Genomic DNA, 25,327 nt, shown 5'->3' with positions numbered 1-25,327 from the left:
CCAAGGCTAAACATCGCAAACGCCCGCCAGCTTAGCGGCGGAACAAGGGGTTACTGATGCGCGCGTCCTATCTCTTCACCAGCGAGTCCGTGTCCGAGGGCCATCCGGACAAGGTGTGCGACCGGATCTCCGACGAAATCGTCGATCTGTTCTACCGCGAGGGGCCGAAAGCCGGCATCGATCCGTGGCAGATCCGCGCCGCCTGCGAAACTCTGGCGACCACCAACAAGGTCGTGATCGCCGGCGAGACCCGCGGTCCGTCGTCCGTCACCAACGAGCAGATCGAGGGCGTCGTGCGCGCCGCGATCAAGGACATCGGCTACGAGCAGGACGGCTTCCACTGGAAGACCGCCGACATCGAGATCCTCTTGCATCCGCAGTCGGCCGACATCGCGCAGGGCGTCGACGCGCTCCAGCCGGGCGAAGTCAAGGAAGAAGGCGCGGGCGACCAGGGCATCATGTTCGGTTACGCCACCAACGAGACGCCTGACCTGATGCCGGCGCCGATCTTCTATGCCCACAAGATCCTCCGCCTGATCTCCGAAGCGCGCCACTCCGGCAAGGAGAAGGTGCTCGGTCCGGATTCCAAGAGCCAGGTCACCGTGCAGTACGAGAACGGCAAGCCGGTCGGCGTGCGCGAGATCGTGGTGTCGCACCAGCATCTGGTCGAGGACATCTCGTCGAAGCAGATCCGCGACATCGTCGAGCCCTATGTGCGCGAGGCGCTGCCGAAGGACTGGATCACCCCGAAGACCATCTGGCACATCAACCCGACCGGCAAGTTCTTCATCGGCGGTCCCGACGGCGACTCCGGCCTGACCGGCCGCAAGATCATCGTCGACACCTATGGTGGTGCGGCTCCGCATGGCGGCGGCGCGTTCTCCGGCAAGGATCCGACCAAGGTCGATCGTTCGGCGGCCTATGCTGCCCGCTACGTCGCCAAGAACATCGTCGCGGCCGGTCTTGCCGACCGCTGCACGCTGCAGCTCGCCTACGCCATCGGCGTGGCGCGTCCGCTGTCGATCTACATCGACACCCACGGCACCGGTAAGGTGTCGGAGGATCAGCTCGAGAAGGCCGCCGCCAAGGCGATGGACCTCACCCCGCGCGGTATCCGCTCCCACCTCGACCTCAACCGCCCGATCTATGCGCGCACCTCGGCCTACGGCCATTTCGGCCGCACGCCCGACAACGAGGGCGGCTTCTCCTGGGAGAAGACCGACCTCGTCGAGCAGCTCAAGCGCGCGCTCTGATTTCTGTGTCATTCCGGGTTCGCGCGCGAACCCGGAACCCCTCATCCACACCTCGCGATTCCGGGGCGCCTCTTCGAGGTGTCCCGGAATGCCCGTTCAACAACAGGACACTCGCAATGAACGCGAAGCCCGGCTTCACCGATTACATCGTCAAGGATATTTCGCTCGCCGATTTCGGCCGCAAGGAACTCTCGCTCGCCGAGACCGAGATGCCCGGCCTGATGGCCACCCGCGAAGAGTATGGCCCGAAGCAGCCGCTGAAGGGCGCGCGTATCGCCGGCTCGCTGCACATGACAATCCAGACCGGCGTGCTGATCGAGACGCTGGCAGCACTCGGCGCCGACATCCGCTGGGTCTCCTGCAACATCTATTCGACGCAGGACCACGCCGCCGCCGCGATCGCAGCCGCCGGCATTCCCGTGTTCGCGGTCAAGGGCGAGAGCCTGACCGAATACTGGGACTACACCGCAAAGCTGTTCGACTGGCACGGCGGCGGTCACCCGAACATGATCCTCGATGATGGCGGCGATGCCACCATGTACGTCCATCTCGGTCTGCGCGCCGAGAACGGCGACGCCGCGTTCCTCGACAAGCCGGGTTCGGAAGAAGAGGAAGTCTTCTTCGCGCTTCTGAAGAAGCAGCTCAAGGAAAAGCCGAAGGGCTACTTCGCCGAGATCGCCAAGAGCATCAAGGGCGTTTCCGAAGAGACCACCACGGGCGTGCATCGTCTCTATGACATGCAGAAGGCCGGCACGCTGCTGTGGCCCGCCATCAACGTCAACGACAGCGTCACCAAGTCGAAATTCGACAACCTCTATGGCTGCCGTGAATCGCTTGTCGACGGCATCCGCCGCGGCACCGACGTGATGATGTCGGGCAAGGTCGCGATGGTCGCGGGCTTCGGCGATGTCGGCAAGGGTTCGGCCGCCTCGCTGCGCCAGGCCGGCTGCCGCGTGATGGTGTCGGAAGTCGATCCGATCTGCGCGCTCCAGGCCGCGATGGAAGGCTACGAAGTCGTGACGATGGAAGACGCAGCGCCCCGAGCCGACATCTTCGTCACCGCGACCGGCAACAAGGACATCATCACGATCGAGCACATGCGCGCGATGAAGGATCGCGCCATCGTCTGCAACATCGGCCACTTCGACAACGAGATCCAGATCGCGGGTCTGCGTAACCTGAAGTGGACCAACATCAAGCCGCAGGTCGACGAGATCGAATTCCCCGACAAGCACCGCATCATCATGCTGTCGGAGGGCCGCCTCGTGAACCTCGGCAACGCGATGGGCCATCCGTCCTTCGTGATGTCGGCGTCCTTCACCAACCAGACGCTGGCGCAGATCGAGCTTTATGCCAACAACAAGGACGGCAAGTACAAGAAGGAAGTCTACGTGCTGCCGAAGTCGCTCGACGAGAAGGTGGCCCGTCTGCATCTCGCCAAGATCGGCGTCAAGCTCACCGAGCTCCGCAAGGACCAGGCCGATTATATCGGCGTGAAGCAGGAAGGTCCGTACAAGAGCGACCATTACCGCTACTGATACCGCCGATCACATCGATCTTCGACGCGAAGCCCCGGAGCGATCCGGGGCTTCGTTGTTTCGGCGCATGGAATTCAACTCGCTTTGCAGTTGCGCTACGGCCGATTGCCAATTGACGGCCGGCAGCCGCGGGCGGACAATCGCCGGCGGCGGAGGAAACCATGCAACAAGAACATTTCGACGTGCTGATCGTCGGGGCCGGCCTGTCCGGCATCGGCGCGGGCTATCATCTTCAGACGAAGTGCCCGAGCAAGAGCTACGTCATCCTCGAGGGCCGCGACTGCATCGGCGGGACCTGGGATTTGTTTCGCTATCCCGGCATCCGCTCCGACAGCGACATGTTCACGCTCGGCTATTCCTTCAAGCCGTGGACCGATCCGAAGGCGATCGCGGATGGTCCGCAGATCCTGAACTATGTGTGCGAGACAGCCAGTGAGAACGGCATCGAGCGGCACATCCGCTTCCGCCATCGCGTCAAGCGCGCGGCGTGGTCGATGCCTGATGCGCGCTGGACCGTCGAGGTTGAACGCATCACCGGTGAGGGTGCGACCGAGCTCGTGCGCTTCACCTGCAATTTTCTGTTCATGTGCTCAGGCTATTACAAATACGAGGCCGGCTACACGCCGGAGTTCAAGGGCGTCGCGGATTTCGCCGGCCGCATCGTGCATCCGCAGAAATGGACCGAGGACATCGACTATGCAGGCAAGCGCGTTGTCGTGATCGGCTCGGGCGCGACTGCGGTGACGCTGGTGCCGGAGCTCGCCAAGACCGCAGCGCAGGTCACCATGCTGCAGCGCTCGCCGACCTATGTGGTGTCGCGTCCGGCGCAGGACCCTGTCGCCAACAAGCTGCGCCGCAATCTGCCGACGCGGCTTGCCTATCATGTCATCCGCTGGCGCAACGTGATGTGGGGGATGTTCTTCTTCCAGCTCAGCCGCCGGCGGCCGGACAAGGTGAAGAGCCTGATCCTTGGCGGCGTCCGTATGGCGCTCGGCCCGGACTACGACGTCGCGACCCATTTCACGCCGCGCTACAATCCCTGGGACCAGCGGCTGTGCCTCGTTCCTGATGGAGATCTGTTCAAGGCGATCCGCGAGCAGCGCGCTTCCGTCGTCACCAACGAGATCGATACGTTTACGCGCGATGGCATTCGCCTGAAGGACGGCAGCGAGCTTGCGGCCGATATCATCGTGACGGCGACGGGCCTCGTGCTCCAGGTCGTCGGTGGCCTCGAGGTTAGCGTCGACGGCAGCGCCGTCGATTTTGCCAATACGCTGACCTACAAGGGCATGATGTATGCCGACGTGCCGAACATGGCGTCGGCTTTCGGCTACACCAACGCGTCGTGGACACTGAAATGCGACCTCACCTGCGAATATGTCTGCCGTCTGATCAACTACATGGACCGGCACAATTTCCGCCAGTGCATGCCGCACAATGACGACCCAGAAATCACAGCGCAGCCGTCGCTCGCTTTCACCTCGGGCTATGTGCAGCGCTCGGTCGCAAAAATGCCGAAGCAGGGCTCGAAGCAGCCGTGGCGGCTGTACCAGAACTATGCTCTCGACATCGTCTCCTTGCGCTTCGGCAAGATCGACGACGGCGTAATGCAGTATTCGTGATCTCCGTACGTTGCCGGGGATTGCTTGAGTCGAATCGCGACTTGAAGTAGTATTGTGCGTCGCGCTGCAATTTTATTTCCGATAGTGTGTGTGAGTTCCTCGTTGCTACCAATTGAGGGGAGCGCTGGACATGTATGTCCTTGCTCTGGTCACGCAAAAAGGTGGAAGCGGTAAGAGCACGCTGGCCGCAGGACTTGCAGTGGCCGCGATGGCGCACGGAGAGCGAGTCGCTCTCGTTGAGGCAGACGCCCAAGGCACGATCTCGAAGTGGAAAGAGCGTCGTGAGAATCCTTATCCGCGCGTCGAGTGCATCGATGATCCCGCCGAAATCGAGTCCATGATCTCCCGCCTTCGGGCGGAAGGAATCTGGCTGACAATCATCGACACCGCCGCCACGACCAACAACCTGGCGATGAACGCCATCGGCAGGGCCGATCTCTGTCTCATCCCGGCGCGTCCGAGCCCGGCCGATATCGAAGCAGCGATCCCAACGCTGATTGCCATTCGCAGGCTCAACCGCCGATTCGCCTTCATTCTCAATCAGACGCCCACACGGGGGGGCCGGCTGAGCGAAGCTGCCACGTCGCTCAACTCGCTCGGCGTGCTTGCGCTTCCCTTTGTTGGCCAGCGTAACGATCACCAGGATGCCCTCGGGGCAGGGTTAGGCGTGACCGAATTCTCGCCGCAAGGAAAGGCCTCGGAGGAGATGGTTGCCCTGTGGGGGTGGATTTCGGAGCACCTTCTCGCGGACTCGAGGGATTATGGACAAGCAGCGCTCAAGACAGCCTCCTGATGGAACCCGCGCCAGGCGTCGTTCGCTGGTGGAACTGACGGCGGTGGTGAGCCGTACCATCGACGAGGGCCTGCTGGAGATGCGGGCCACCCCGGTTGGTGTTCCCCAACACGATGGACCGCGGAGCGAGCAGGCCGGCAAAATACCTGCTTCCGAGGTACCTGATCACGAGGCATCTGCTCGGATGACGCCTGCGGAGACGGCTCCTCCAGCGGCTCTGGACGGGATTGTCGAGGCGCCATCGTCTACGAAGGGGGCGTTGAGCTCAACGCAATCCCAAAACTCCGGCAGCACCATCGATCTCGCGGCGGAAATTGCCAAGGACATGCAGGCGCATGCCTTGGAGGCAATGAAGGTGGGCATGCACGCTGCGTTGGACTATGCGAAGGACTTTACCAGTCCGGACAGCGACCTCCAAAAGGGACCGGCGGCTGAGTGTCACGCCGTGGCACTCGAACTGATGAAAGTGAATGCTGGTGCGACCTTGCAATATACCCGTGAGTTGAACCGCGCGAAAACGCTCTCGGAATGGATTGAGTTGTCGAGCGCTCATGCGCGAAAGCAGTGCGAACTGGTGCTGCAGCAGGCCGAATTGCTGAAATCATTGACCCGGAAGGTCACGACGTCCGGCGCCGAATAGCCTGCAGGAGCGTCAGATGATCGCCGGGCATGCGGCGCACGCGTTTGCCGAGGCCGTCGTCGATCTCGCCGGAAGTGAAACCGCCATGGGCGTCCGGCACGCGCCGGCCGCCTCGTATCAGCGCCAATGCGTGGTTTTGCGTATTCGGTGACCCCGGTGAATCGGCCATGCTGCCCAAACGGTTAACGCCGGATTAACCGGTGAGTCCTAGCCTGTCTCGGCCGGGTTACTCGCAAGGCCGAGGTGAGCCCAATGGAAGCCCAGAAGATCGCGGTCGACGCCGTCGTCGCGCTGACCGATTGCGACCGCGACGCCGTCATCGCATTCATCCGCCGGCTCTATCTCGCCGGCGTCACCGACCCCAAGCGCCTGACCTTCAAGGGCCTGCAGGCGCTGTCGCGGGCGTGATCCGGTTCGTTTTTCGCCCCCGCGCTCTCACCAGAGTGATTGCAACTCACCGGTGAATATCTTGCCGCTTGGGCCGGGTCGGGGTAGATGACGTCCCCAGCTGGCTCACTGGGGAACGGGGAGATGTTGAAACAGCTTTTTGCGCCGCAACTTGTCATACTCTATGTACTTGCGGCATCGACGATTTACGTTCACTTCCGCGGCAAGCAGCGATTGCGCTTTGCTCGCCAGCTCGGCGATCACTCGACCTATCTCGCGCCCTACAACGTGCTGATGTATGCGGGCTCGGCCGTGCCGAACAAGCCGGTGATCTCGGTCGAGCAGTTTCCAGAGCTGAGGCCGCTCAGCGAGAACTGGGAGACCATTCGCGACGAGGCCGTGCGCCTGTTCGACGAAGGTTTTATTCGCGCTGCCGCGAAGAACAACGACTGGGGCTTCTATTCGTTCTTCAAGAGCGGCTGGAAGCGGTTTTACCTGAAATGGTACGACGACTTCCTGCCGTCGGCAAACACGCTGTGCCCGAACACGGTGGAGCTGCTCAAGTCGATTCCGTCCGTGCACGGCGCGATGTTCGCGATGCTGCCGCCGGGCGGCAAGTTAGGCGCGCATCGCGATCCCTTCGCCGGCTCGCTGCGCTATCACCTCGGCCTCGTCACGCCGAACTCGAACAAGTGCCGCATCCTGGTCGATGGCGTCGAATGCGTCTGGCGCGACGGCGAGGCCTTCATGTTCGACGAGACTTTTATTCACAGCGCGGAGAATCAGACCGACGTCAACCGCATCATCCTGTTCTGCGACGTCGAACGCCCGATGAAGTACGGCTTCATGACCGCGATCAACCGCTGGGTCAGCCATCACATCGTCAAGGCCTCGGCGACCCAGAACGTCGACGGCGAGAGCGTCGGTGTTCTCAACAAGGTGTTCGGCAAGCTCTACGAGATCCATCTTGCGAGCCGCAAGGTCAAGGAATGGAATCGCAACGTCTACTACACGCTGAAATATTCGCTGACGGCGCTGATCCTCGGCCTCATCGTGTTTTCGGCGCTGCGGTGACGTCGGTGTGTGGGGTGAATTAGCGCAGCGTAATCCACCATTCGACAGATCAGCGATTGACACCGGGTGTTGTGGCGCGATGCGTTGGGGGATTACGCTTCGCTAATCCGCCCTGCCGCTGCGGCGACCAACTGCGGGTCGGTGAGCGAGCGCTGCATCAGCAGTGCTTCGAGCTCGGTGGTCGTGGTCGACATCAGAGACACCTCTCGTTGTCAATGCATTCTCTGCGGTGGGTCCTCTGGACCGCCGGCGCGCTGCGCGTCTTGCCGGATAGTGCGGCCCATGGCAACAAAGATTGCCGGAATTGAGTTGCCGAATATGGAGCAGGCAATGGCCTCCTTGCCGATCGCGAACATCGATCTAACGCAGTTCTTCCGCCAATGGCTGGAAACCTTCGCCGGCTATGTCCGTGAGGTCGACTACGCCTCGGCACGGCCGCTCTTTCACCCCGAGGTGCTTGCCTTCGGCACACATAACGATGTCATCCCCGGCCTTGACCAATGGGTCATGACGCAGTGGAATAATGTCTGGCCGAAGACGAGCGATTTCCGTTTCGTGCTCGATCAGACCGCTGTCCTGGCGTCCCCGGACGGCACGACGGCGACCGTGATCGCGCCGTGGACGAGCACGGGCTACCATCCCGACGGCAGCGCGTTTTCGCGTCCGGGCCGGGCGACGATGGTGTTCTCCAGGAATGCCGATGGTTGGCTGTGTGTGCATTCCCACATGTCGCTCAATCGCGGTGTCCCGCAGGCAAGCCACGCCAATCGGCCGGTGAAGGCCTGGTAGATCGGGACATCGTGCCCGCGCGCTCGAAATGAAAAAGGCCCCGGACACGCCCGGGGCCTTTTGATTTCCAGAGATCGTGCGGATTACTCCGGCTGGCCGATCGAGACCTCGAGCGTGCCGACGCCGTCGACGCCGCATGCGAGCTTGTCGCCGGGCTGGAGCTGCGACACGCCGGCCGGCGTGCCCGTCATGATGATGTCGCCGGCGGCGAGCTTCACCTGCTGCGAGAGCTGCCAGATGGTCTCCGGCACATTCCAGATCATCTGCTCGAGGTCGCCCGTCTGAGCTTCCTTGCCGTTGACCGTGAGCCAGATCTTGCCCTTGGAGGGATGGCCGATCTTCGAGGCCGGCTGTATCGCGGAGGCCGGTGCGGAGCCGTCGAACGATTTGCCGATTTCCCAAGGGCGCTCCTTCTTGCGCGAGGCGATCTGGAGGTCGCGGCGCGTGAGGTCGATGCCGACGGCGTAGCCGTAGACATGGTCGAGCGCCTTGTCGGCGGGAATGTTGAGGCCGCCGCCCTTGAGCGCGACGATCAGCTCGACCTCGTGATGCAGGTCCTTGGTCAGCGGCGGATAGGGAATGGTGGCGCCGTTCGGCACCAGCATGTCGGCGTGCTTGGCGAAGAAGAACGGCGGGGCGCGCTCGTCATTGCCCATCTCGCGGATGTGCTCGAGATAGTTACGGCCGACGCACCAGATGCGGCGGACCGGAAACAGGCCATTTTCCCCGACGACGGGAAGCGAGGCCTGGTGCGGAAGCGGGATGACGTAGGAGGCGGCGTTCATGAAGCGGTCTCGCTGCTCTTGAGGTGGAACGAACTCTATGCGGTTGCGCTGATCGGCGCCAGAGCGCCGGCGTCGTGATGTTGCAGGCGGAAGAACGAGGCGTAGCGGCCCGAGCGGCGGAGCAGCTCGTCGTGCCGGCCCTGCTCGACGATCTCGCCGCCCTCGACCACCAGAATCGCGTCGGCGTGCATGATGGTGTGCAGGCGATGGGCGATCACGATGGTGGTGCGGTTCTGGCAGAGATGCTCGATCGCCTCCTGCACCTGCCGCTCCGACTCCGAATCCAGTGCCGCGGTGGCTTCGTCCAAAAGGATGATCGGCGCGTTCTTGATCAGCGCGCGCGCCACCGCGATGCGCTGGCGCTGGCCGCCGGAGAGCTGGGTGCCGTGCTCGCCGACGGGCGTGTCGTAGCCGAGCGGGAAGCCCATGATGAAATCATGCGCGCAGGCGGCCTTCGCCGCGTCGATGATCTCGTCCTCGCTCGCGCCGGGCTTGCCGAAGGCGATGTTGTTGCGGATGGTGTCGCGGAACAGATAGACGTCCTGGCCGACATAGGCGGTCTGCGCCCGCAGCGACTTTCGCGAGACAGCGTTGATCGACTGGCCGTCGATCACGATGTCGCCTTGCGTCACCTCGTAGAAGCGCAACAGCAGACCCAGCACCGTCGACTTGCCGCCGCCGGACGGGCCGACCAGCGCGGTGACCTTGCCGGGCTCGGCGGTGAAGCTCATGCGGTTGAGCACGGTCTCATTGGCGCGATAGGAGAAGCTGACGTCGCGCAGCTCGATCCGCGCATCGGACAGTTTCAGCGCCGGCTTGTCGTCGTCGGAATGCTCGCTCGCCGGGCTGTCGACGACCTCGAGCAGCATGCGCGCGCCGACGAGCTGGCTGTTGAGATCGATGTTGAGCCGCGCCAGCCGTTTGGCCGGCTCGGTCGCCATCAGGAAGGCGGTCATGAAGGAGAAGAACGCGCCGGGCGTGGCGTTGAGCGCGACCACGGCATAGCCGCCGTACATCAGGCAGCCGGCGACGGCGAAGCCGCCGAGCATCTCCATCAGCGGATTGGAGCGGTTGGCGACGCGGGCCATCTTGTTGGCGTTGCGCTCGACGATCGCGATGTTCTCGTCGATGCGCTTCTGCATGGTCTCCTCGAGCGTGAACGCCTTGACCGTGCGGATGCCTTGCAGCGATTCCTGCATCGTCTCCATGATGTCGGCAGTGCCGGTGAACTGGTTGTAGGCGAGGCCTTTGATGCGCTTGACCAGCTTGCGCAGCACCAGCATCGCCGGCGGCACCGCGACAAGGCCGATCAGCGACATCAGCGGATCCTGCCACACCATCACGCCGATCATGGCGAGCAGCATCATGAGGTCGCGGCCGACGGCGTTGACCAGCATGTTGAGCACGTCGGTGATCGACTTGGCGCCGGCCGTGAGCCGCGCCAGAAACTCGGACGAGTGCCGCTCGGAGAAGAAGCCGACGCTCTCGCGCATCAGCTTTGCGAACAGCTGGCGCTGGTTGGTGGCGAGGATGGCGTTCGAGATCTTGGTCAGGATCACCATGTGGCCGTAGGTCGCCACGCCCTTGATGAAGAGCAGGATCACCGTGATGCCCGAGAACATCGCGATGCCCGGGATGTTCTTGTCGACATAGGCCTGGTTGATGACCTGGCCGAGCACGTAGGTCGCGCCCGCAGTCGATCCGGCGGCGAGCGCCATCAGCGCGAAGGCAACGAGGTAGCGCCGCCAGTAGACGATCCCCTGTTCCATGACCAGGCGGCGAACGAGAACCGCTGCCGCATAGGGATCGTCGGTGATTTTCTTTGGAAACTGAGCCATCCGGTGTCCATTGACGGCGCAGGGAAAGGCCTGCGCGCGCGTCAGGGATCGAATGGCCTCTGTGCCCGCTCAAGCGGGGTTTTTCAAGCCCAATTAAGGGCTTGCGTTGGGAGGGAATCTAGGCCGAGGCGGCGTGGCGGAGCTCGCCATGGCGTTCGCGGTACAGCTTGTCCTCCCAGGCCAGCGCGTGGGCCGCGATGGTCTCGAGGTCCTCGTATTGCGGCTTCCAGTCGAGCAGGCCGCGGATGCGGCTGGTGTCGGCGACCATGGTCATGATGTCGCCGGGCCGGCGCGGGGCGTATTGCACGGCGAAGCTGCGGCCCGAGACCCGGCGCACCGCGTCGATTGTCTCCAGCACCGAATAGCCGCGGCCATAGCCGCAATTCAGCGTCGTCGAGGCGCCGCCGTTGCGCAGATACGCAAGCGCCGAGCGATGCGCCTGCGAGAGGTCCGAGACGTGGATGAAGTCGCGGATGCAGCTGCCGTCCTGGGTCGGATAGTCGGTGCCGAACACGTCGATCTTGGCGCGCTGCCCGGTCGCGGCTTCAACCGCGATCTTGAGCAGATGCGTGGCGCCGACGGTGGCAAGGCCAATGCGCGCCTGCGGGTCGGCACCGGCGACGTTGAAATAGCGTAGCGTCACGTACTGCATGCCGTAGGCGGCGGCGACGTCGTGCAGCATGATCTCGGTCATCAGCTTCGACGAGCCGTAAGGCGACAGCGGCCGCGTCGGCGCGTGCTCGGGCACCGGCACCTGGTCCGGATTGCCGTAGACGGCCGCGGTCGAGGAGAAGATGAAGCGGTTGATGCCGCGCTTGACCGCGACATTGAGCAGGTTGCGCGCGGTCGTGAAATTGTTGCGGTAATAGCCGAGCGGATCGCGCATCGAATCCGGCACGACCACCGAGCCCGCAAAATGGATGATGCTCTCGATGTTGTGCTGGGCGATCACGCCTTCGAGCAAATTCTCGTCGCCGGCGTCGCCAATGAACAGCGGCACGCCTTCCGGCAGGTAGGCCGAGAAACCGGTCGAGAGATCGTCGATCACGACGACGTCCTCGCCGGCTTCCGCCAGCGCCAGGACCGTGTGACTTCCGATATAGCCGGCGCCGCCGGTGACTAGCACAGTCATGATCTCACCCGTCTTCGATCAACGCGGGATGCTAGCGTTTACGTGGTGAAGAGGGGGTATCGGCGCGGCTGAACTGGTCACTATGCTTAATGTTGCGTATAGGGGGCTCCTGAGACGGAGCGTGACGTGGCGAAAATCCCCGGCGATCTCGAATTGATCGTGCCAAATCTGCACAGGCGCTATTCCGGGGTCACCGCGACCAACCGGATGGTCGCGCCGCGGCTGGCAAGGCTGGTTCGCGCCGCCTGGTTCGGCTCGGACGCGCCGGAGGGGATCGCGCGGCTGGGCGCTGCCGATCTCCTGAAACTATGGCGCCGCAAGCGGGCTCTGATCTGGCACGCGCGCCGCAACAACGAGATGATCGCGGGCGTCGCGTTGCGCCTGCTCGGCTGGCCATTAAAACTCGTGTTCACCTCGGCAGCGCAGCGGCATCACAGCTGGATCACGCGCTGGCTGATCCGGCGCATGGACGCGATTATCGCGACGTCGGACATCTCGGCCTCGTTCCTGAAGGTGACGGCAACGGTGATCCCGCACGGCGTCGACACCGATGTCTATGCGCCGCCGAGCGATCGTGCCGCTGCCTTCGCGGAAGCCGCGCTGCCGGGTCGCTACGCCATCGGCTGTTTTGGTCGCGTGCGCGCGCAGAAGGGCACGGATGTCTTCGTCGATGCGATGTGCCGCCTCTTGCCGCGCTATCCAGACTTCACCGCTGTCATCGTCGGTCAGGTCACGACTGAGCAAACGCCCTTTGCGAATGATCTCAAAAAGCGGATCGAAGCTGCCAGCCTGCAATCGCGCATCGTCATCACTGGCGAGCTGCCGATCGAAGCAGTGCAGCGCTGGTATCAGCGGCTGACGATCTACGCCTTCACCTCGCGCAACGAGGGTTTTGGCCTGACGCTGATCGAAGCGATGGCATCGGGCAGCGCGCTGGTCGCCGCACGTGCCGGTGCGGCCGAGCTCGTGGTCGAGGATGGCGTGAGCGGCGTGCTGGTCCCGACCGGCGATGCCGATGCGCTGACTGCGGCGCTGGAGCCGCTGATGCGCGATGTCGCTGCTGCGACCGCCATGGGCGAGCGGGGGCGGGCGCGGGTGCTGGCCAAGTTCAGCCTCGATGCGGAAGCGGCGCGGATCGGGGAGGTCTATCGGTCGGTGCTCTGACCCCTCGCATTCGCCGGCCACAAACAAAAACGCGAAAACAACCCCATGCACAGTAGCCGGCGGCCGCGAAATCAACGGCTTGGAAGTTGGGGTAATGGCCGTTGCGGATTTTGCGAAATTCGGGTTGACTCGTCGGGCAAAACAGGGTTAGATTGGCATGATCCCAAACGTCCCGAAAGTCCTTTCGCTCGCTGCCGCGAGCGCCTGCGCGATGCAGGCTCGGCGCGCGGTCGGTTCTCGGCCCTGATCAAGTGGGCGTCCCGCGGGCCTGTTTCTTCTTGGCCTTCTGATGCAGGAAGCTGACTTCGAGTTCATCGCCGTTGACGCGGTCAAGCTGGCACCTGCGATAGGCAAGGCCGGTCGAGGAGAGCACGAGGAAGAACTCGGTCAGCGCCAGCCCCTCGATGGAGGTCTCAACCTTGAGCGTTGCTGAATTCTCGGAGACGTCCTTGACGAGGCAGGGGCGGCGCCAGGTGCCGTCGATGGCCATCATCTGCGCGGTCAGCGGCCGCTCGAAGACCACGCGCCGAGCCTCGCGCTCCTTTTCATTGGGCATGCCTAACGCATCGTCTGCGAAAGCCTTGGTGTCCCTCTGGTCGCCGCGGGCTGCACCGGCCGAAGCTTTCGCTCATAGGTATCGGCAAGATCGAGCAGGCGTTTCCGAGTGAACGGATCCGCTTTCGCCGCAAGCTGGCGAATGTCCCGCACCCGTTCTTCGATGAAGTCTTCGTCCATTGGCTGGTGTCCCCGGCGCGAAACGGGACGATGCCAAGTCTTCTCGAGGATGTAAGCAACAAATGTTAGTTCGGCCGCGGTGGCGCAAATCGGCACGCGCGGGCACCGCTAATCTCTACAGGGGGAACCAAATTGAATCTTCTCGCGTCATTAAAGCGCAAGGAGGTGCCACATGGCCAAAGCAAAGAAACAGACCGCGCGCGGTCGCAAGCAGGACCGCGCCCGCGTCGCGGCAGGACAGGACTACGAAGTCGGGTACGAAGCCAAAAAGACGCGTCGCTCGGCGCCGGCGGTGAAGAAGGCCGTCAAGAAAGTCGGCAACAGCCGCAAGAAGGTCGAGAAGCGGTTAGGCCGATAAGGCTCAGGTCGTCGCCCCTGATGGGGCGTTCCCGAGCACGCGCTGCGTGATGGCGACCACCTCGCTCGCCGCGATATCCCGCATACAGCGGTGGTCGTTCATCTTGCAGATCGTGCTCTGGCATGGTTGGCACGACAGCAGGCTCTTGTCTTGCACGATGGTCGCGGCAAGGCCATTCAACGGGGCCCAGAGGTAGGGGCTGGTTGGGCCGAAGATGCCCATGGTGGGCGTGCCGAGCGCGGCCGCGATATGCATCAGGCCAGAATCGTTGGAGATGGCGACGCCGGCGGCGGCCATGGCGAGGACGCCGTTGCGCAGATCCGTGCCGGTGAGGTCTCGCACCCCGGCGCCGCCGGCGGCGACGATCTCCTGGGCCAGCCCCTTTTCGCCGGGGCCGCCGACCACCCAGACTTCCAGGCCGCGTTCGACCAGTAGCCGGGCGGCCTCCGGATAGTAGGTCCAACGTTTGGAGACCCCGACCGAGCCGGGGGCCAGCGCCACGGCGGCGCCGGCGCTGAGGCCATTGGCCTGCCGCCAGCGGGCGATGTCCTCGGCCGGGACCCGGAGTTGCGGCACCGGCCATTCCGGGGGCAGGGGGGCGCCGTCGGGCTGGGCCAGGGCGGCGTTCTTGTCGATGAAGCGGGGCAGCTTCCTCTCGCCCCAGCGCCAGCGGTTGAGCAGGCCGAACCGGAACTCGCCGACGAAGCCGACCCGTTCAGGGATGCCGGCCAGCGCGGGCGCAATGGCCGCCTTCCAGGTCCGGGGCAGCACCAGAGCGGTGCCGTAGTTCCGCTCACGCAGGAGCCGCGCCAAGCCGAACTGGCGGCCCACGGCGAGGCGACTGCGGGGCAGGTCCCAGACGAGCCCATCGCGCACGCCGGGCATGTAATCGACCAGAGGGGCGCACAGGGACGTGGTGAGGAGATCGACCGGCCGGTTCGGCCAGCGCTGCTTCAGGACCCGGACCACGGTGTGATTCCGGACGAAATCGCCGATCCACATGTAGGGGACGATCAGGATCGGGCGCGTGTCGCTCCGGTCTGCGTCTCCGCTAAGTTGCGAATCAATGTTCATTCTTTAATAGGACCGAAGGTGTGCAGATCGTGGCGGTTCGGTTAGCCGCTCCGGGCCGGGACGTAAAGCCGGGAGAGCCCGAGTCCAAAAGCGTTGCCCAAAATGCTTACACTTTGGCGGATGATGCGCTACGGCAGGTATCGGGCCGCAAAAATCGGGCAGGTGGTTGGAATGTTGCTGGTGACCGGCGGGGCCGGTTTTATCGGATCGAATGTCGTGGCCGCGCTGAACGAGGCCGGCCGCAGCGACGTCGTTGTCTGCGATCTCCTTGGCTCGGACGGCAAGTGGCGGAACCTCGCCAAGCGCCAGCTTGTGGATATCGTCCCGCCGGCCGAACTGCTCGACTGGCTGAAGGGCCGTAAGCTCGACGCCGTGATCCATCTCGGGGCGATCTCCGCGACCACCGCGACCGACGGCGACCACGTATTCGAGACCAATTTCCGCATGTCGATGCGCCTGTTGGACTGGTGCACGGCTGGCGCTGTGCCGTTGATCTACGCCTCCTCGGCGGCGACCTATGGTGACGGCGAGGCGGGCTTTGACGACGACGCCTCGGTTCCTGCGCTGAAAAAGCTGCGGCCGATGAATCTCTACGGCTGGAGCAAGCACATGTTCGATCTCGCCGTTGCCGAACGCGTCGCGAACGGCGAGAAGCTGCCGCCGCAATGGGCCGGGCTGAAATTCTTCAACGTGTTCGGGCCGAACGAATACCACAAGGGATCGATGATGAGCGTGCTGGCGCGCCGCTTCGACGACGTGAAAGCCGGCCGCGTCGTGCAGCTGTTCAAGTCGCATCGCGAGGGCATCGCCGACGGCGACCAGCGCCGCGATTTCATCTATGTCGACGACGTCGTGCGCGTGATCATGTGGCTTGTGGCAACGCCTGGGGTCTCCGGGCTGTTCAATGTCGGCACCGGCACGGCGCGCAGCTTCAGGGATCTGATGCTAGCTGCCTATGCCGCGCTCGGCACCAGACCCAACATCGAATACATCGACATGCCCGAGCAGATCCGGGGCAGCTACCAATATTTCACCCAGAGCAAGGTCGATCGCCTCCACCGCGCCGGCTATAATGGTGGTTTCACGACGCTCGAGGATTCGGTGAAGGCCTATGTCGGGAATTATCTCGACCGGCCCGACCGCTTCCGCTGAGGGCTTTGGATCATGGTGACGCCCATTCTCGATTTCGATTCGGTCGCGCAGGACATCGCGCGCCGCACGGTGCTGTGCATCGGCGACATCATGCTGGACGAGTTCGTCTATGGCGAGGTGTCGCGGATTTCGCCGGAAGCGCCGACGCCTGTCATCCTTGCCCAGCGCAGCGAGATCCATATCGGCGGCGCCGGCAACGTCGCGCGCAATGTCGCCTCCCTCGGCGCGCGCTGCGTCTTCGTCGGTCTCGTCGGCGAGGATGATTCGGGCAAGCGGCTCGCCTCGGCGATGGCCGACCATGGCGGCATCGAAAGCGTGCTGGTGTGCGATTCGTCGCGCCCGACCACGCGAAAGGTCCGCTTCGTCTCCGAGCATTTCTCCACGCATATGCTGCGCGCGGACTGGGAGCAGGCACAGCCTGCCTCCGACGAGGTCGAGACGAAGCTCATCGAGGCGATCCTGCCGCAGATCGCACGCGCCGACATCGTGCTGCTGTCCGACTACGCCAAGGGTGTGCTGACCGCGCGGGTGATCCGCCACACCATCGACGCCGCGCGAAAGCTCAATAGGCCCGTGATCGTCGATCCCAAGAGTCTCAATTGGGCGATCTATCGCGGCGCCACGCTGCTCACGCCCAACCGCAAGGAATTTGCGGAAGCCACCCGCAGCCGCGCCGACACGCCGCAGAGCATCGTCGATGCCAGCGAGGACGTGATGCGGCTCGCCGATTGCGAGGCGATCCTGGTCACGCAAGGCGAGCTTGGTATGACGCTGGTGCCGCGCAATGGCGATGCCGTCCATGTTCCGGCTGTCCCGGTGAAGGTGCGCGACGTCTCCGGCGCCGGCGACACTGTTGCAGCCGCGCTCGCGGTCTCGCTCGCGACGGGTGCGGACTGGGATACGGCGCTACGCGTGGCCAATGCCGCCGCTGCCGTTGCCGTCAGCAAGCAGGGCACCGCCAGCGTCAGCGCGGCCGAGTTGCGGCGAAAGATTTTGCCGCATGCTTATCTCGCGGCCGAGGAGAAGATCGTGCTCGCGCCCGGCGCGCTCGATGTGCAGCTCGCCGAGTGGAAGCGGCAGGGTCTGCGCGTCGGCTTCACCAATGGCTGCTTCGACATCCTGCATCCTGGCCACGTCAAGGTGCTGACCGCGGCGCGCGCCGCCTGCGATCGCCTGATCGTCGGCCTCAACAGCGACGCCTCGGTGCGGCGCCTGAAGGGCGCGGAGCGTCCGGTGCAGGACGAACGCGCACGCGCGGAAGTGCTCGCGGCGCTCGAAGCCGTCGACCTCGTCGTGATTTTCGAGGAAGACACGCCGATCGAACTGATTACCCGCATCAAGCCGAGCGCATTGGTGAAGGGCGGCGACTACACCCGCGAGCAGGTGGTCGGCCACGAGGTCGTCGAGGCCGCAGGCGGGGTGGTCGTGCTGGTCGACATCCTCCAGGGCTTTAGCACCACCGCGCTGGTCCATCGCGCGCGGGGAGGGGGCAAGTGACGACGCTGGCCCGCGAGACGACCGGCCAGATGTTATGGCGGCGCGTTCGCAGCCCCGCGGCCTGGGGCGAGACGGTCGATTTGTTCGCGATCCTGACCGTGGCCTCGCTGCCCTGGTCGACATCGCTCGTGGCGATCTTCAACGCCGTGTTCCTGGTCTGCATGGTGCCGTTCCTCGATGTCCGCGCGTTCCTGCAATCGCTGAAGCGTCCGATCTCCGCGGCGCCGATCGCGCTGTTCCTGCTCGCGCTGGTGGGAACGCTGTGGTCGGACGCGGCCTGGGGCGCGCGCCTCTATGCCGTGGGCCCGACCGTCAAGCTGCTCGTGCTTCCCGTCCTGCTCTATCATTTCGAGCGCTCGCCGCGCGGCAACTGGATGCTGATCGCCTTCCTGGTGTCCTGCGCGCTGCTGTCGGTGATGTCGTGGCTGGTCGCCTTCTATCCCGGCCTGTCGCTAAAACCCTACGATCCGCTCGAGCGCGGCATCTTCGTCAAGAACTACATCGACCAGAGTCAGGAATTCACGCTGTGTGCGGTCGCGCTCGCCTATCCCGTGATGATGCTGTTGCGAGAGAAGCGCTATGGGCTCGCCGGACTGCTGATCGCGCTGGCGCTGAGCTTTCTGGTCAACATGGCGTTCGTGGTGGTCTCGCGCACCGCGCTCGTGACCGTGCCGATCATGCTCGCCGTGTTCGCGCTGCTTCATTTGAGATGGCGCAGCATCGCCATCATCTGCGTTACCCTGATCGCCGGCGCCGCCGTCGCCTGGCAGGCCTCGCCGCAATTGCGCAAGACCGCGGACACGTTTTCGCGCGACTACCGGCTCTACATGGAGGAGAACGTCCCGACGTCCATGGGCGAGCGCCTCGAATATTGGCGGCACTCGGCGCAGTTCTTCGTGCAGGCTCCGCTTGCGGGACATGGGACCGGCTCCTCTCAAGGGTTGTTCGAGCGAGCCTCCAGGGAGCCCTCATGGGTTCCAGGCGTGAGGGTGTTTCCGAATCCACATAACCAGACGCTGCATGTCGCCGTGCAATGGGGCCTCATCGGCATCGTCGTTCTCTACGCGATCTGGATCTCCCACTTCCTGCTGTTTCGCGGCGACGGATTCGCCCGCTGGATCGGCTTGCTGGTGGTGGTCCAGAACGTCTTCACCTCGCTGTTCAACTCCCATCTGTTCGACTTCCACGAGGGCTGGATGTACGTCATCGGCGTCGGTGTCGCCGGCGGCATGGTGATCCGGGCACAACGGGTGGAAGCGAAGCTGGGGGAGGCCGGTTCCTGAACGGCCGAGCGGCTGGCAAGTCTTAATGCTGGCAGGTCCTAGTGCTGGCAAGTCCTAGTGCTGGCAAGTCTTGTACTGGCAAGTCTGGCTCAGATGGGTTATCAGCGCGGTCAGGTTGCAACCCAACGGGATATTCATCGGTCGGCGGATGACGCGTCTTTCGCATCTTACTTTGCGCAATTTCATGATCGCGCTCCACGACCTGCTGGCGACCACGGCGGCGCTGTTCGCGGCGTTTTATCTGCGTTTCGAGGGGGGCGACGGCTTCTACGACCGTTTGCCGCTGCTGTTCCAGATCCTGCCCTATTTCCTCGCCTTCAGCGTGGTCGTGTTCTTTGTCTTCAACCTGACCACGACGAAATGGCGCTTCATCTCGCTGCCCGATGCGCTGAACATCATTCGCGTCGCGACCGCGCTGACGGTGGCGCTGCTGGTGCTCGACTACATCTTCGTCGCCCCCAATGTCCGCGGCACCTTCTTCCTCGGCAAGGTGACGATCGTCCTCTATTGGTTCCTTGAAATATCCTTCCTCAGCGCGCTGCGCATGGCCTATCGCTATTTCCGCTATACGCGGGTGCGGCGTCATGCACGCACCGAGGATGCCGCGCCGACGCTGCTGATCGGCCGCGCCGCGGATGCCGAGGTGCTGCTCCGCGGCATCGAGAGCGGGGCGATCAAGCGGATCTGGCCGGTCGGCGTGCTGTCGCCGTCGAGCTCGGACCGCGGCCAATCGATCCGCAACGTGCCGGTGCTGGGCGACATCGAGGACATCGAGGATGTCGTGGCCGATTTCGCCAAGCGCAACAAGGCGATTGCGCGCGTCGTGATGACGCCGTCGGCGTTCGAGCCGGAGGTGCATCCGGAGCAGATCCTGATGCGGGCCCGCAAGCTCGGCGTCATCGTCAGCCGCATGCCATCGCTCGAGAGCGGCGATGCGCCGCGTCTCACGCCCGTTGCTGTCGAGGATCTCCTCCTGCGGCCGAGCGAGACGATCGACTATGCGCGGCTCGAAGCGCTGATCAAGGGCAAGGCCGTCATCGTCACCGGCGGCGGCGGCTCGATCGGTTCGGAGATCTGCGAGCGCGTCGTCGCCTTCGGCGCTGCGCGCCTCCTGATCGTGGAAAATTCCGAACCGGCGCTCTACGCGGTCACGGAAACGCTCGCCGCGCACGGTGCGACGGCCACGATCGAAGGACGTATCGCCGACATTCGCGACCGTGAGCGCATCATGCGCCTGATGGGGGAGTTCAAGCCTGATATCGTGTTCCACGCCGCAGCCCTCAAGCACGTGCCGATCCTCGAGCGCGACTGGAGCGAGGGCGTCAAGACCAACATCTTCGGCTCGATCAACGTGGCCGACGCCGCGCACAGCGCCGGCGCGGGCGCCATGGTGATGATCTCGACCGACAAGGCGATCGAGCCGGTGTCGATGCTGGGCCTGACCAAGCGCTTCGCCGAGATGTATTGCCAGGCGCTCGACCACGACCTCGCGGCAGGTGACGGCAGTGCCAGGCCGCCGATGCGGCTGATCTCGGTCCGGTTCGGCAATGTGCTGGCGTCGAACGGCTCGGTGGTGCCGAAGTTCAAGGCCCAGATCGAGGCCGGCGGTCCGGTGACCGTCACCCATCCCGACATGGTCCGCTACTTCATGACCATCCGCGAGGCCTGCGACCTGGTCATCACGGCAGCGACGCACGCGCTCGGAACGCAGCGTCATGATGTCTCGGTCTACGTGCTCAACATGGGTCAGCCGGTGAAGATCGTCGACCTCGCCGAGCGCATGATCCGCCTCTCCGGCCTGCAGCCCGGCTACGACATCGAGATCGTGTTCACCGGCATGCGGCCGGGCGAGCGCCTGCACGAGATACTGTTTGCCTCCGAGGAGCCGACCCGCGAGATCGGGGTTGCCGGCATCATGGCCGCGCAGCCGAACGAGCCGCCGATGCAGACGCTGCGCAAATGGATCGCAGCGCTGGAGCAGGCGATTGCGCGCGACGATCGCACCACGATCAGGACCATCCTGAAGGATGCGGTTCCGGAATTCGGGTCGACCGCGGCCTGACCATGCAGTCCCAAGGCAAGATCGCTGGTAAGATCGTCGTGGCGAGCCAGCATTACCCGCCTGATCCGAGCACGACCGCGGCGATCATGGCCGAGATCGCCTGTCGCGTCGCCGGGGATCACGAGGTCGTCGTGCTGTCGGGATCAGGCGCGCTGCCTGCCCCGCAGACCGGTCCGGGCAAGCCGCGCATCGTTGCCGTCAAGAACCGGATGGTGGGCAAGGCCGCGCTGGTGCGGCGCGGAGTGTCCGAGCTGCTGTTCGCTTCGCGCACGTTCTTCGCGCTGATCCGGGAGCTTAAGGCAGGCGACGTCGTACTGACCGTCACCGCACCGTTCATGCTGCCTTATGCCGTTGCCGCAGCCGCAAAGCTCAAGGGCGCGCGCTCGGCGCTGATCATGCACGACCTGTTCCCCGATGTGCTGGTGATGGCGGGCCTGCTGAAGCCCGACTCGCTCGTGACGCGGACGATGCGCTTCGCCAACAGCCTGATGTTTCGCGCGCTCAACGCCGTCATCACCATCGGCCGCGATGCGGAGCAGTCGCTGCTGAGCTACTCCGGCATGCGGCGGAACAAGATCCGCTTCATCCCGAACTGGGCGACGCTGGTGCCCGGGGTACGTCCGCTCGCATCGGACAATCCGTTCCGAAAAGCACTCTCCGCGCGCTTCATCGTCGGCCTGTCGGGCAATCTCGGCTTCACCCATGACCCGGATATCGTGTTCGAGGCGGCGCGCCTGTTGAAGGGCGAGCCGGACATCCACTTCCTGCTGTCCGGCTGGGGCATCGGCTTCGAGCGGCTGAAGCAGTTGCAGGCGGACGCAAACCTCTCCAATGTCTCCTTTCTGGGGCGGGTCGAGGATGCCGAACTCGAGGCGTTCCTGGCGTCTGCCAATCTCTGGATCATTCCGTATCGGAAGGACGTTGCGGGGGTGTCGGTGCCGAGCCGGTTCTACAATCTGCTGGCGGTCGGCCGTCCTGTGGTGCTGGTCTCCGAGCCGGAGGCGGAGGCCGCGTTGACGGTGGTCGAGAACGGGCTCGGCTGGGTCGTGACGCCGGGCCGCGCCGATCAGCTCGCCGACGCGATCCGCATCGCGTCCCGATCCGACGACGGTGCAATGGCGGAGCGCGCGGTGAAGGCAGCTGCAAAATTCGACCGGACGACCGCGATGAACGCCTATGCCGGCCTGATCGACGAATTGCTGCGTAACCCGGACCTTTCGGAGTAATGATGACCGAACGCAAACCGGTCGTGCTGGTGACGGGAGCAAACGGCTTCGTTGGAAGTCACGTGGCGCCCGCACTCGCCCAGGCGGGCTGGAAGGTCCGCCGCGCCGTGCGCAGCCCGGGGGGCATGGACGACGAGGTCGTGATCGAAACGATCGGCCCGGAGAGCGACTGGCAGGCCGCGCTCGAAGGCGTCGATGCCGTCGTCCATCTCGCCGCGCGCGTGCATCACAAGCACGAGGAGCACGCGGTCCAGCTCTACCGCAACGTCAACATCGCCGGCACGCTGCATCTGGCGCGCTCCGCGGCGACGGCAGGCGTGCGCCAGTTCATCTTTCTCAGCACCGTTCTCGTGCACGGACGCAGCAATGACGGCCGTGCGCCGTTCAGCGAGGAGGACATCCTCACGCCCCGCGGTCTCTATGGCATGTCCAAGGCCGCAGCCGAGGCCGGCTTGAGGACGCTCGCGCGCGACAGCGCCATGAAGATCTCGGTGATCAGGCCGCCGCTGGTCTATGGGGCGGGCGCCAGGGGCAATTTCGCGCTGCTGACGCGTGCGGTGCATCTGGGGCTGCCGCTGCCGTTCGGCGCGATCAGCAATCACCGCGCCTTCCTCGCGGTGCAGAACCTGTCGTCGTTCATTCAGCGCCGGCTCGCTCATCCCGACCCCGAGAGCAATTTCGAGATTTTTCTGGTGGCGGACCGGGAGCAGGTGTCGACGCCCGAATTCATCGAGCGGCTGGCGCGGGCGTCGGGCAAGAGCCCGCGGCTGTTCGGCATGTCGCCGGACCTGCTTGCCGCGCTGCTCAGCATGATCGGCCGGCAGGATACGCATGACAGCCTGATCGGCTCGCTCGAGCTCAACGTCTCCAAGGCGATCGCGACCGGCTGGCAACCGCAGGTCTCGCTCGACGAGGGCTTGCGGCTCGCGCTGTCGGCTCAGGAGATCTGAGGCCGGGAGAAGCGGCGCAGCACGAAGCCGATCGCGGTCGCGCCTGCGAGGAGCGAGACGATCGTGATCGCGGTCGAGCCGGCGCGAACGGTGACGAGGGCCAGCCCTGCCAGCACGAGATTGAGCGCGAACACCTCGCCGATCACCTGCGAAACCGTGAAGCCGTTGTCCGTTGCACGCTGATAGAAATGCGAGCGGTGCGCCGACCAGAATTGCTCACGCCTGATGATGCGGCGAAGCAGCGTTATCGTGGAATCCGCGAGGTAATAGCCGGGCAGCAGCAGCGCCGCGGCAGGCTGTCCCTGCCAGACGAGCTCCAGCAGGCACCATCCGAGCAAAAGGCCGATCGGCAGGCTGCCGACATCGCCCAAAAACACTTTTGCGACCGGCTTGTTGAACGGCGCAAAGCCGAGCACGGCGCCGCACAGCGCCGCGGCGATCAATGCGGCCGGCCACGCGAGATGGCCGAGCCAGCCCAGCAGCAGTAGCGAAGCGGTGACCGGCATCACCTCCGCCACCGTCATCAGGTCGAGCCCGTCCATGAAGTTGACGAGGTTCACGAACCAGATTCCGGCGAGAAGGATGAGGACGCGCTCCAGGCCGAGCGGCACCGCCGGCAAGATGCGCGCTGTCTCGGGCATGATGAACACGATTGCGCCGACGCAGGCTGCTTGCAGCACGAGCCGCACGAGCACCGGCAGCGACAGGATATCGTCGGCAAATCCGACCAGCGCAATCACGATTGCCGCAATGACCAGGATCGGCGGGATCGCGACATTCGCCCAGGTAGCCCACACGGAAGCGACGATGAGCGTCGCCGATATCACCGCGATGCCTGCGCCTTGCGGGGTCGGGATGCGATGGGAGGACCGCGCGTTGGGCCGCGCCAGCGCATAGCGCTGGAGCAGGGGGCGGCTGGTCCACGTGACGACGGCCGCTATCAGTGCAGCGACCGCAACGGCAAGCAGCGAGGGCACGACGGCGAGGGCATCGGTGGTCGGACTCACTCCGGGACCCCGAGCTGCGCCGAGCCTTGCGCGGCTTTCTCCGCGCTGAAGATCCAGACCAGGCCGCCGATCGCGCCGACGATGAAGAGCACGGCGCCGAACAGCAGCGAGACGTTGATGCCTTCGTTGGCGGAAAGCCCGGCGAAACCGAAGGCCAGGCCCATCGTCGTCTCGCGCACGCCCCAGCCGGCGATCGAGATCGGCATCAGGGTGATCAGCATGATCGGCGGAATGAGGAGGAATGTCTGGCCGAAGCTGACCGGTGCTGTGATCGACTGCACCACGCACCACGCCATGACGATGGCGAGCACATGAATGAGAAGCGACAGAATTGCGACGATCAGTCCGCGCTTTGCGTTGAAGATCACGCGGTTGGCGATCACGGCGCAGGCGTGAAGGTGATGGGTGGCCCACCAGGTCTTCAGCCACGGCCATTTCAGCGCACCGAAGATCAGGAAGCCGACGCCGCCCGCCAGCGCGACGAGATCGAGCAGCAGCAGCGCCGAGCGCCCGTGCGGATCGGTGATGAGCTGGTAGCTCCAGGGCAGGCTCGCGCCGATGACGATCGCAAGCGCGACGAGGCCGATGGCGCGATCGACGAAGATCGAGTAGGTGGCCGCGCGCCAGCCGGCGCCGGCGCGCGCGACCAGCCACAGCCGCACCGCATCGCCGCCGATCGCGGACGGCAGGGTCTGGTTGAAGAAGGAGCCGATCACGTTGTAGCGCATGGCCCGGCCGAGCTCGAGCGGCGCGCCGCATTCGGTGCTGATCTCGCGCCAGCGCAGCACGCCGACGAAGATCTGCAGGAATGTGACCGCGATCGCCATCGCGATCCAGAACAGGCTGGTCGCGGTGAAGCGCGACAACAGTTCGGTCAGATCGACCTTGCGCAGCGCCAGATAGAGCAGCGCCGCGGAAATCAGGATCTTGGCCGTCGACAGCAGGATTTGGCGCATCTCGCCCGCATG

Annotated in this window: 25 protein-coding genes; 17 read left to right on the top strand and 8 right to left on the bottom strand. The window is 64.4% G+C overall.

Going from position 1 to position 25,327, the window contains the following annotated elements:
- The first annotated feature begins 56 nt into the window (after window positions 1-56).
- The 9 genes from metK to B5V03_RS17080 all read left to right on the top strand — a co-directional run bounded on the left by metK (window position 57) and on the right by B5V03_RS17080 (window position 8,096).
- Window positions 57-1,253: a methionine adenosyltransferase gene (metK, locus tag B5V03_RS17110; protein WP_129271557.1), complete on the top strand. Its 1,197-nt coding sequence runs from the start codon at window positions 57-59 to the stop codon at window positions 1,251-1,253.
- Between the two features lie 116 nt (window positions 1,254-1,369).
- A complete protein-coding gene (gene ahcY, locus B5V03_RS17105) occupies window positions 1,370-2,791 on the top strand; it encodes an adenosylhomocysteinase (protein WP_129271555.1) in 1,422 nt (473 codons plus the stop codon).
- Window positions 2,792-2,952: 161 nt separating this feature from the next.
- Window positions 2,953-4,413, top strand: a complete 1,461-nt coding sequence (locus B5V03_RS17100) for a flavin-containing monooxygenase (RefSeq protein WP_129271553.1) — start codon at window positions 2,953-2,955, stop codon at window positions 4,411-4,413.
- 130 nt (window positions 4,414-4,543) lie between these two features.
- Window positions 4,544-5,206: an AAA family ATPase gene (locus B5V03_RS17095; RefSeq protein WP_129271551.1), complete on the top strand. Its 663-nt coding sequence runs from the start codon at window positions 4,544-4,546 to the stop codon at window positions 5,204-5,206.
- Entirely contained in the window at window positions 5,175-5,846 is a 672-nt protein-coding gene (locus B5V03_RS17090; protein ID WP_129271549.1) for a hypothetical protein, read from the top strand. Before B5V03_RS17095 ends, B5V03_RS17090 begins: the two co-directional genes overlap by 32 nt.
- 16 nt (window positions 5,847-5,862) lie before the next feature.
- A complete protein-coding gene (locus tag B5V03_RS42735; RefSeq protein ID WP_283811540.1) occupies window positions 5,863-5,997 on the top strand; it encodes a hypothetical protein in 135 nt (44 codons plus the stop codon).
- A gap of 101 nt (window positions 5,998-6,098) precedes the next feature.
- Entirely contained in the window at window positions 6,099-6,254 is a 156-nt protein-coding gene (locus B5V03_RS41500) for a hypothetical protein (protein WP_014493894.1), read from the top strand.
- 123 nt (window positions 6,255-6,377) lie between these two features.
- Window positions 6,378-7,307, top strand: coding sequence for an aspartyl/asparaginyl beta-hydroxylase domain-containing protein (locus B5V03_RS17085; protein ID WP_129271547.1), 930 nt, complete (start codon window positions 6,378-6,380; stop codon window positions 7,305-7,307).
- 330 nt (window positions 7,308-7,637) lie between these two features.
- A complete protein-coding gene (locus tag B5V03_RS17080) occupies window positions 7,638-8,096 on the top strand; it encodes a YybH family protein (RefSeq protein WP_129271545.1) in 459 nt (152 codons plus the stop codon).
- Window positions 8,097-8,179: 83 nt separating this feature from the next.
- Here the strand turns inward: B5V03_RS17080 and B5V03_RS17075 are convergent, their stop codons facing one another.
- The 3 genes from B5V03_RS17075 to galE all read right to left on the bottom strand — a co-directional run bounded on the left by B5V03_RS17075 (window position 8,180) and on the right by galE (window position 11,851).
- Entirely contained in the window at window positions 8,180-8,881 is a 702-nt protein-coding gene (locus tag B5V03_RS17075; protein ID WP_129271543.1) for a fumarylacetoacetate hydrolase family protein, read from the bottom strand.
- A 35-nt stretch (window positions 8,882-8,916) separates the two neighbouring features.
- Window positions 8,917-10,719, bottom strand: coding sequence for an ABC transporter ATP-binding protein (locus B5V03_RS17070; RefSeq protein ID WP_129271541.1), 1,803 nt, complete (start codon window positions 10,717-10,719; stop codon window positions 8,917-8,919).
- Between the two features lie 118 nt (window positions 10,720-10,837).
- Window positions 10,838-11,851 carry a UDP-glucose 4-epimerase GalE gene (galE, locus tag B5V03_RS17065; RefSeq protein ID WP_129271540.1) on the bottom strand — a complete coding sequence of 338 codons (1,014 nt, stop codon included), beginning with the start codon at window positions 11,849-11,851 and terminating at the stop codon, window positions 10,838-10,840.
- 126 nt (window positions 11,852-11,977) lie between these two features.
- On the opposite strand from galE, the gene B5V03_RS17060 reads away from it, so the two are divergent.
- On the top strand, window positions 11,978-13,015 hold the full coding sequence (locus tag B5V03_RS17060) for a glycosyltransferase family 4 protein (protein ID WP_129271538.1): 1,038 nt from the start codon (window positions 11,978-11,980) through the stop codon (window positions 13,013-13,015).
- Between the two features lie 247 nt (window positions 13,016-13,262).
- On the opposite strand, the gene B5V03_RS17055 is transcribed toward B5V03_RS17060, so the two are convergent.
- Together B5V03_RS17055 and B5V03_RS41495 are read right to left on the bottom strand one after the other, a co-directional pair.
- Window positions 13,263-13,571 carry a PilZ domain-containing protein gene (locus tag B5V03_RS17055; RefSeq protein ID WP_129271536.1) on the bottom strand — a complete coding sequence of 103 codons (309 nt, stop codon included), beginning with the start codon at window positions 13,569-13,571 and terminating at the stop codon, window positions 13,263-13,265.
- Between the two features lie 2 nt (window positions 13,572-13,573).
- Window positions 13,574-13,750 (bottom strand): hypothetical protein, encoded by a 177-nt coding sequence (locus B5V03_RS41495; protein ID WP_164988078.1) that lies wholly within the window; start codon window positions 13,748-13,750, stop codon window positions 13,574-13,576.
- Between the two features lie 172 nt (window positions 13,751-13,922).
- On the opposite strand from B5V03_RS41495, the gene B5V03_RS17050 reads away from it, so the two are divergent.
- A complete protein-coding gene (locus tag B5V03_RS17050; protein ID WP_129271534.1) occupies window positions 13,923-14,108 on the top strand; it encodes a DUF3606 domain-containing protein in 186 nt (61 codons plus the stop codon).
- A gap of 3 nt (window positions 14,109-14,111) precedes the next feature.
- Here B5V03_RS17050 and waaF read toward each other — a convergent pair whose 3' ends face one another.
- The gene (waaF, locus tag B5V03_RS17045; protein ID WP_129271532.1) at window positions 14,112-15,182 is read right to left on the bottom strand and encodes a lipopolysaccharide heptosyltransferase II; all 1,071 of its coding nucleotides are present in this window, start codon (window positions 15,180-15,182) and stop codon (window positions 14,112-14,114) included.
- A gap of 171 nt (window positions 15,183-15,353) precedes the next feature.
- Here waaF and rfaD point away from each other — a divergent pair, with 171 nt between their 5' ends.
- From rfaD to B5V03_RS17015, 6 genes are all read left to right on the top strand, one after another.
- A complete protein-coding gene (rfaD, locus tag B5V03_RS17040) occupies window positions 15,354-16,334 on the top strand; it encodes an ADP-glyceromanno-heptose 6-epimerase (RefSeq protein WP_129271530.1) in 981 nt (326 codons plus the stop codon).
- A gap of 12 nt (window positions 16,335-16,346) precedes the next feature.
- Window positions 16,347-17,831 (top strand): D-glycero-beta-D-manno-heptose-7-phosphate kinase, encoded by a 1,485-nt coding sequence (rfaE1, locus tag B5V03_RS17035; protein ID WP_129271528.1) that lies wholly within the window; start codon window positions 16,347-16,349, stop codon window positions 17,829-17,831.
- Window positions 17,828-19,114, top strand: coding sequence for an O-antigen ligase family protein (locus tag B5V03_RS17030; RefSeq protein WP_129271526.1), 1,287 nt, complete (start codon window positions 17,828-17,830; stop codon window positions 19,112-19,114). The genes rfaE1 and B5V03_RS17030 overlap by 4 nt, the downstream gene beginning before the upstream one ends.
- A gap of 148 nt (window positions 19,115-19,262) precedes the next feature.
- Entirely contained in the window at window positions 19,263-21,176 is a 1,914-nt protein-coding gene (locus tag B5V03_RS17025; RefSeq protein WP_129271523.1) for a nucleoside-diphosphate sugar epimerase/dehydratase, read from the top strand.
- A 2-nt stretch (window positions 21,177-21,178) separates the two neighbouring features.
- Window positions 21,179-22,402: a glycosyltransferase family 4 protein gene (locus tag B5V03_RS17020; protein WP_164988077.1), complete on the top strand. Its 1,224-nt coding sequence runs from the start codon at window positions 21,179-21,181 to the stop codon at window positions 22,400-22,402.
- Window positions 22,403-22,404: 2 nt separating this feature from the next.
- Entirely contained in the window at window positions 22,405-23,352 is a 948-nt protein-coding gene (locus tag B5V03_RS17015; protein WP_129271520.1) for an NAD-dependent epimerase/dehydratase family protein, read from the top strand.
- Here the strand turns inward: B5V03_RS17015 and B5V03_RS17010 are convergent.
- Both B5V03_RS17010 and B5V03_RS17005 read right to left on the bottom strand, forming a co-directional pair.
- On the bottom strand, window positions 23,340-24,359 hold the full coding sequence (locus tag B5V03_RS17010; protein ID WP_129271518.1) for an MraY family glycosyltransferase: 1,020 nt from the start codon (window positions 24,357-24,359) through the stop codon (window positions 23,340-23,342). The genes B5V03_RS17015 and B5V03_RS17010 overlap by 13 nt on opposite strands.
- Entirely contained in the window at window positions 24,356-25,315 is a 960-nt protein-coding gene (locus tag B5V03_RS17005) for a lysylphosphatidylglycerol synthase transmembrane domain-containing protein (RefSeq protein WP_129271516.1), read from the bottom strand. The genes B5V03_RS17010 and B5V03_RS17005 overlap by 4 nt, the downstream gene beginning before the upstream one ends.
- Window positions 25,316-25,327 lie beyond the last annotated feature (12 nt).

This window comes from Bradyrhizobium betae (genome assembly GCF_004123905.1).
In the GTDB taxonomy this organism is placed as follows: Bacteria; Pseudomonadota; Alphaproteobacteria; order Rhizobiales; family Xanthobacteraceae; genus Bradyrhizobium; species Bradyrhizobium betae_A.
The sequence above is the reverse complement of the archived record's forward strand: the minus strand, read 5'-3'. Positions and strand labels throughout refer to the sequence as shown.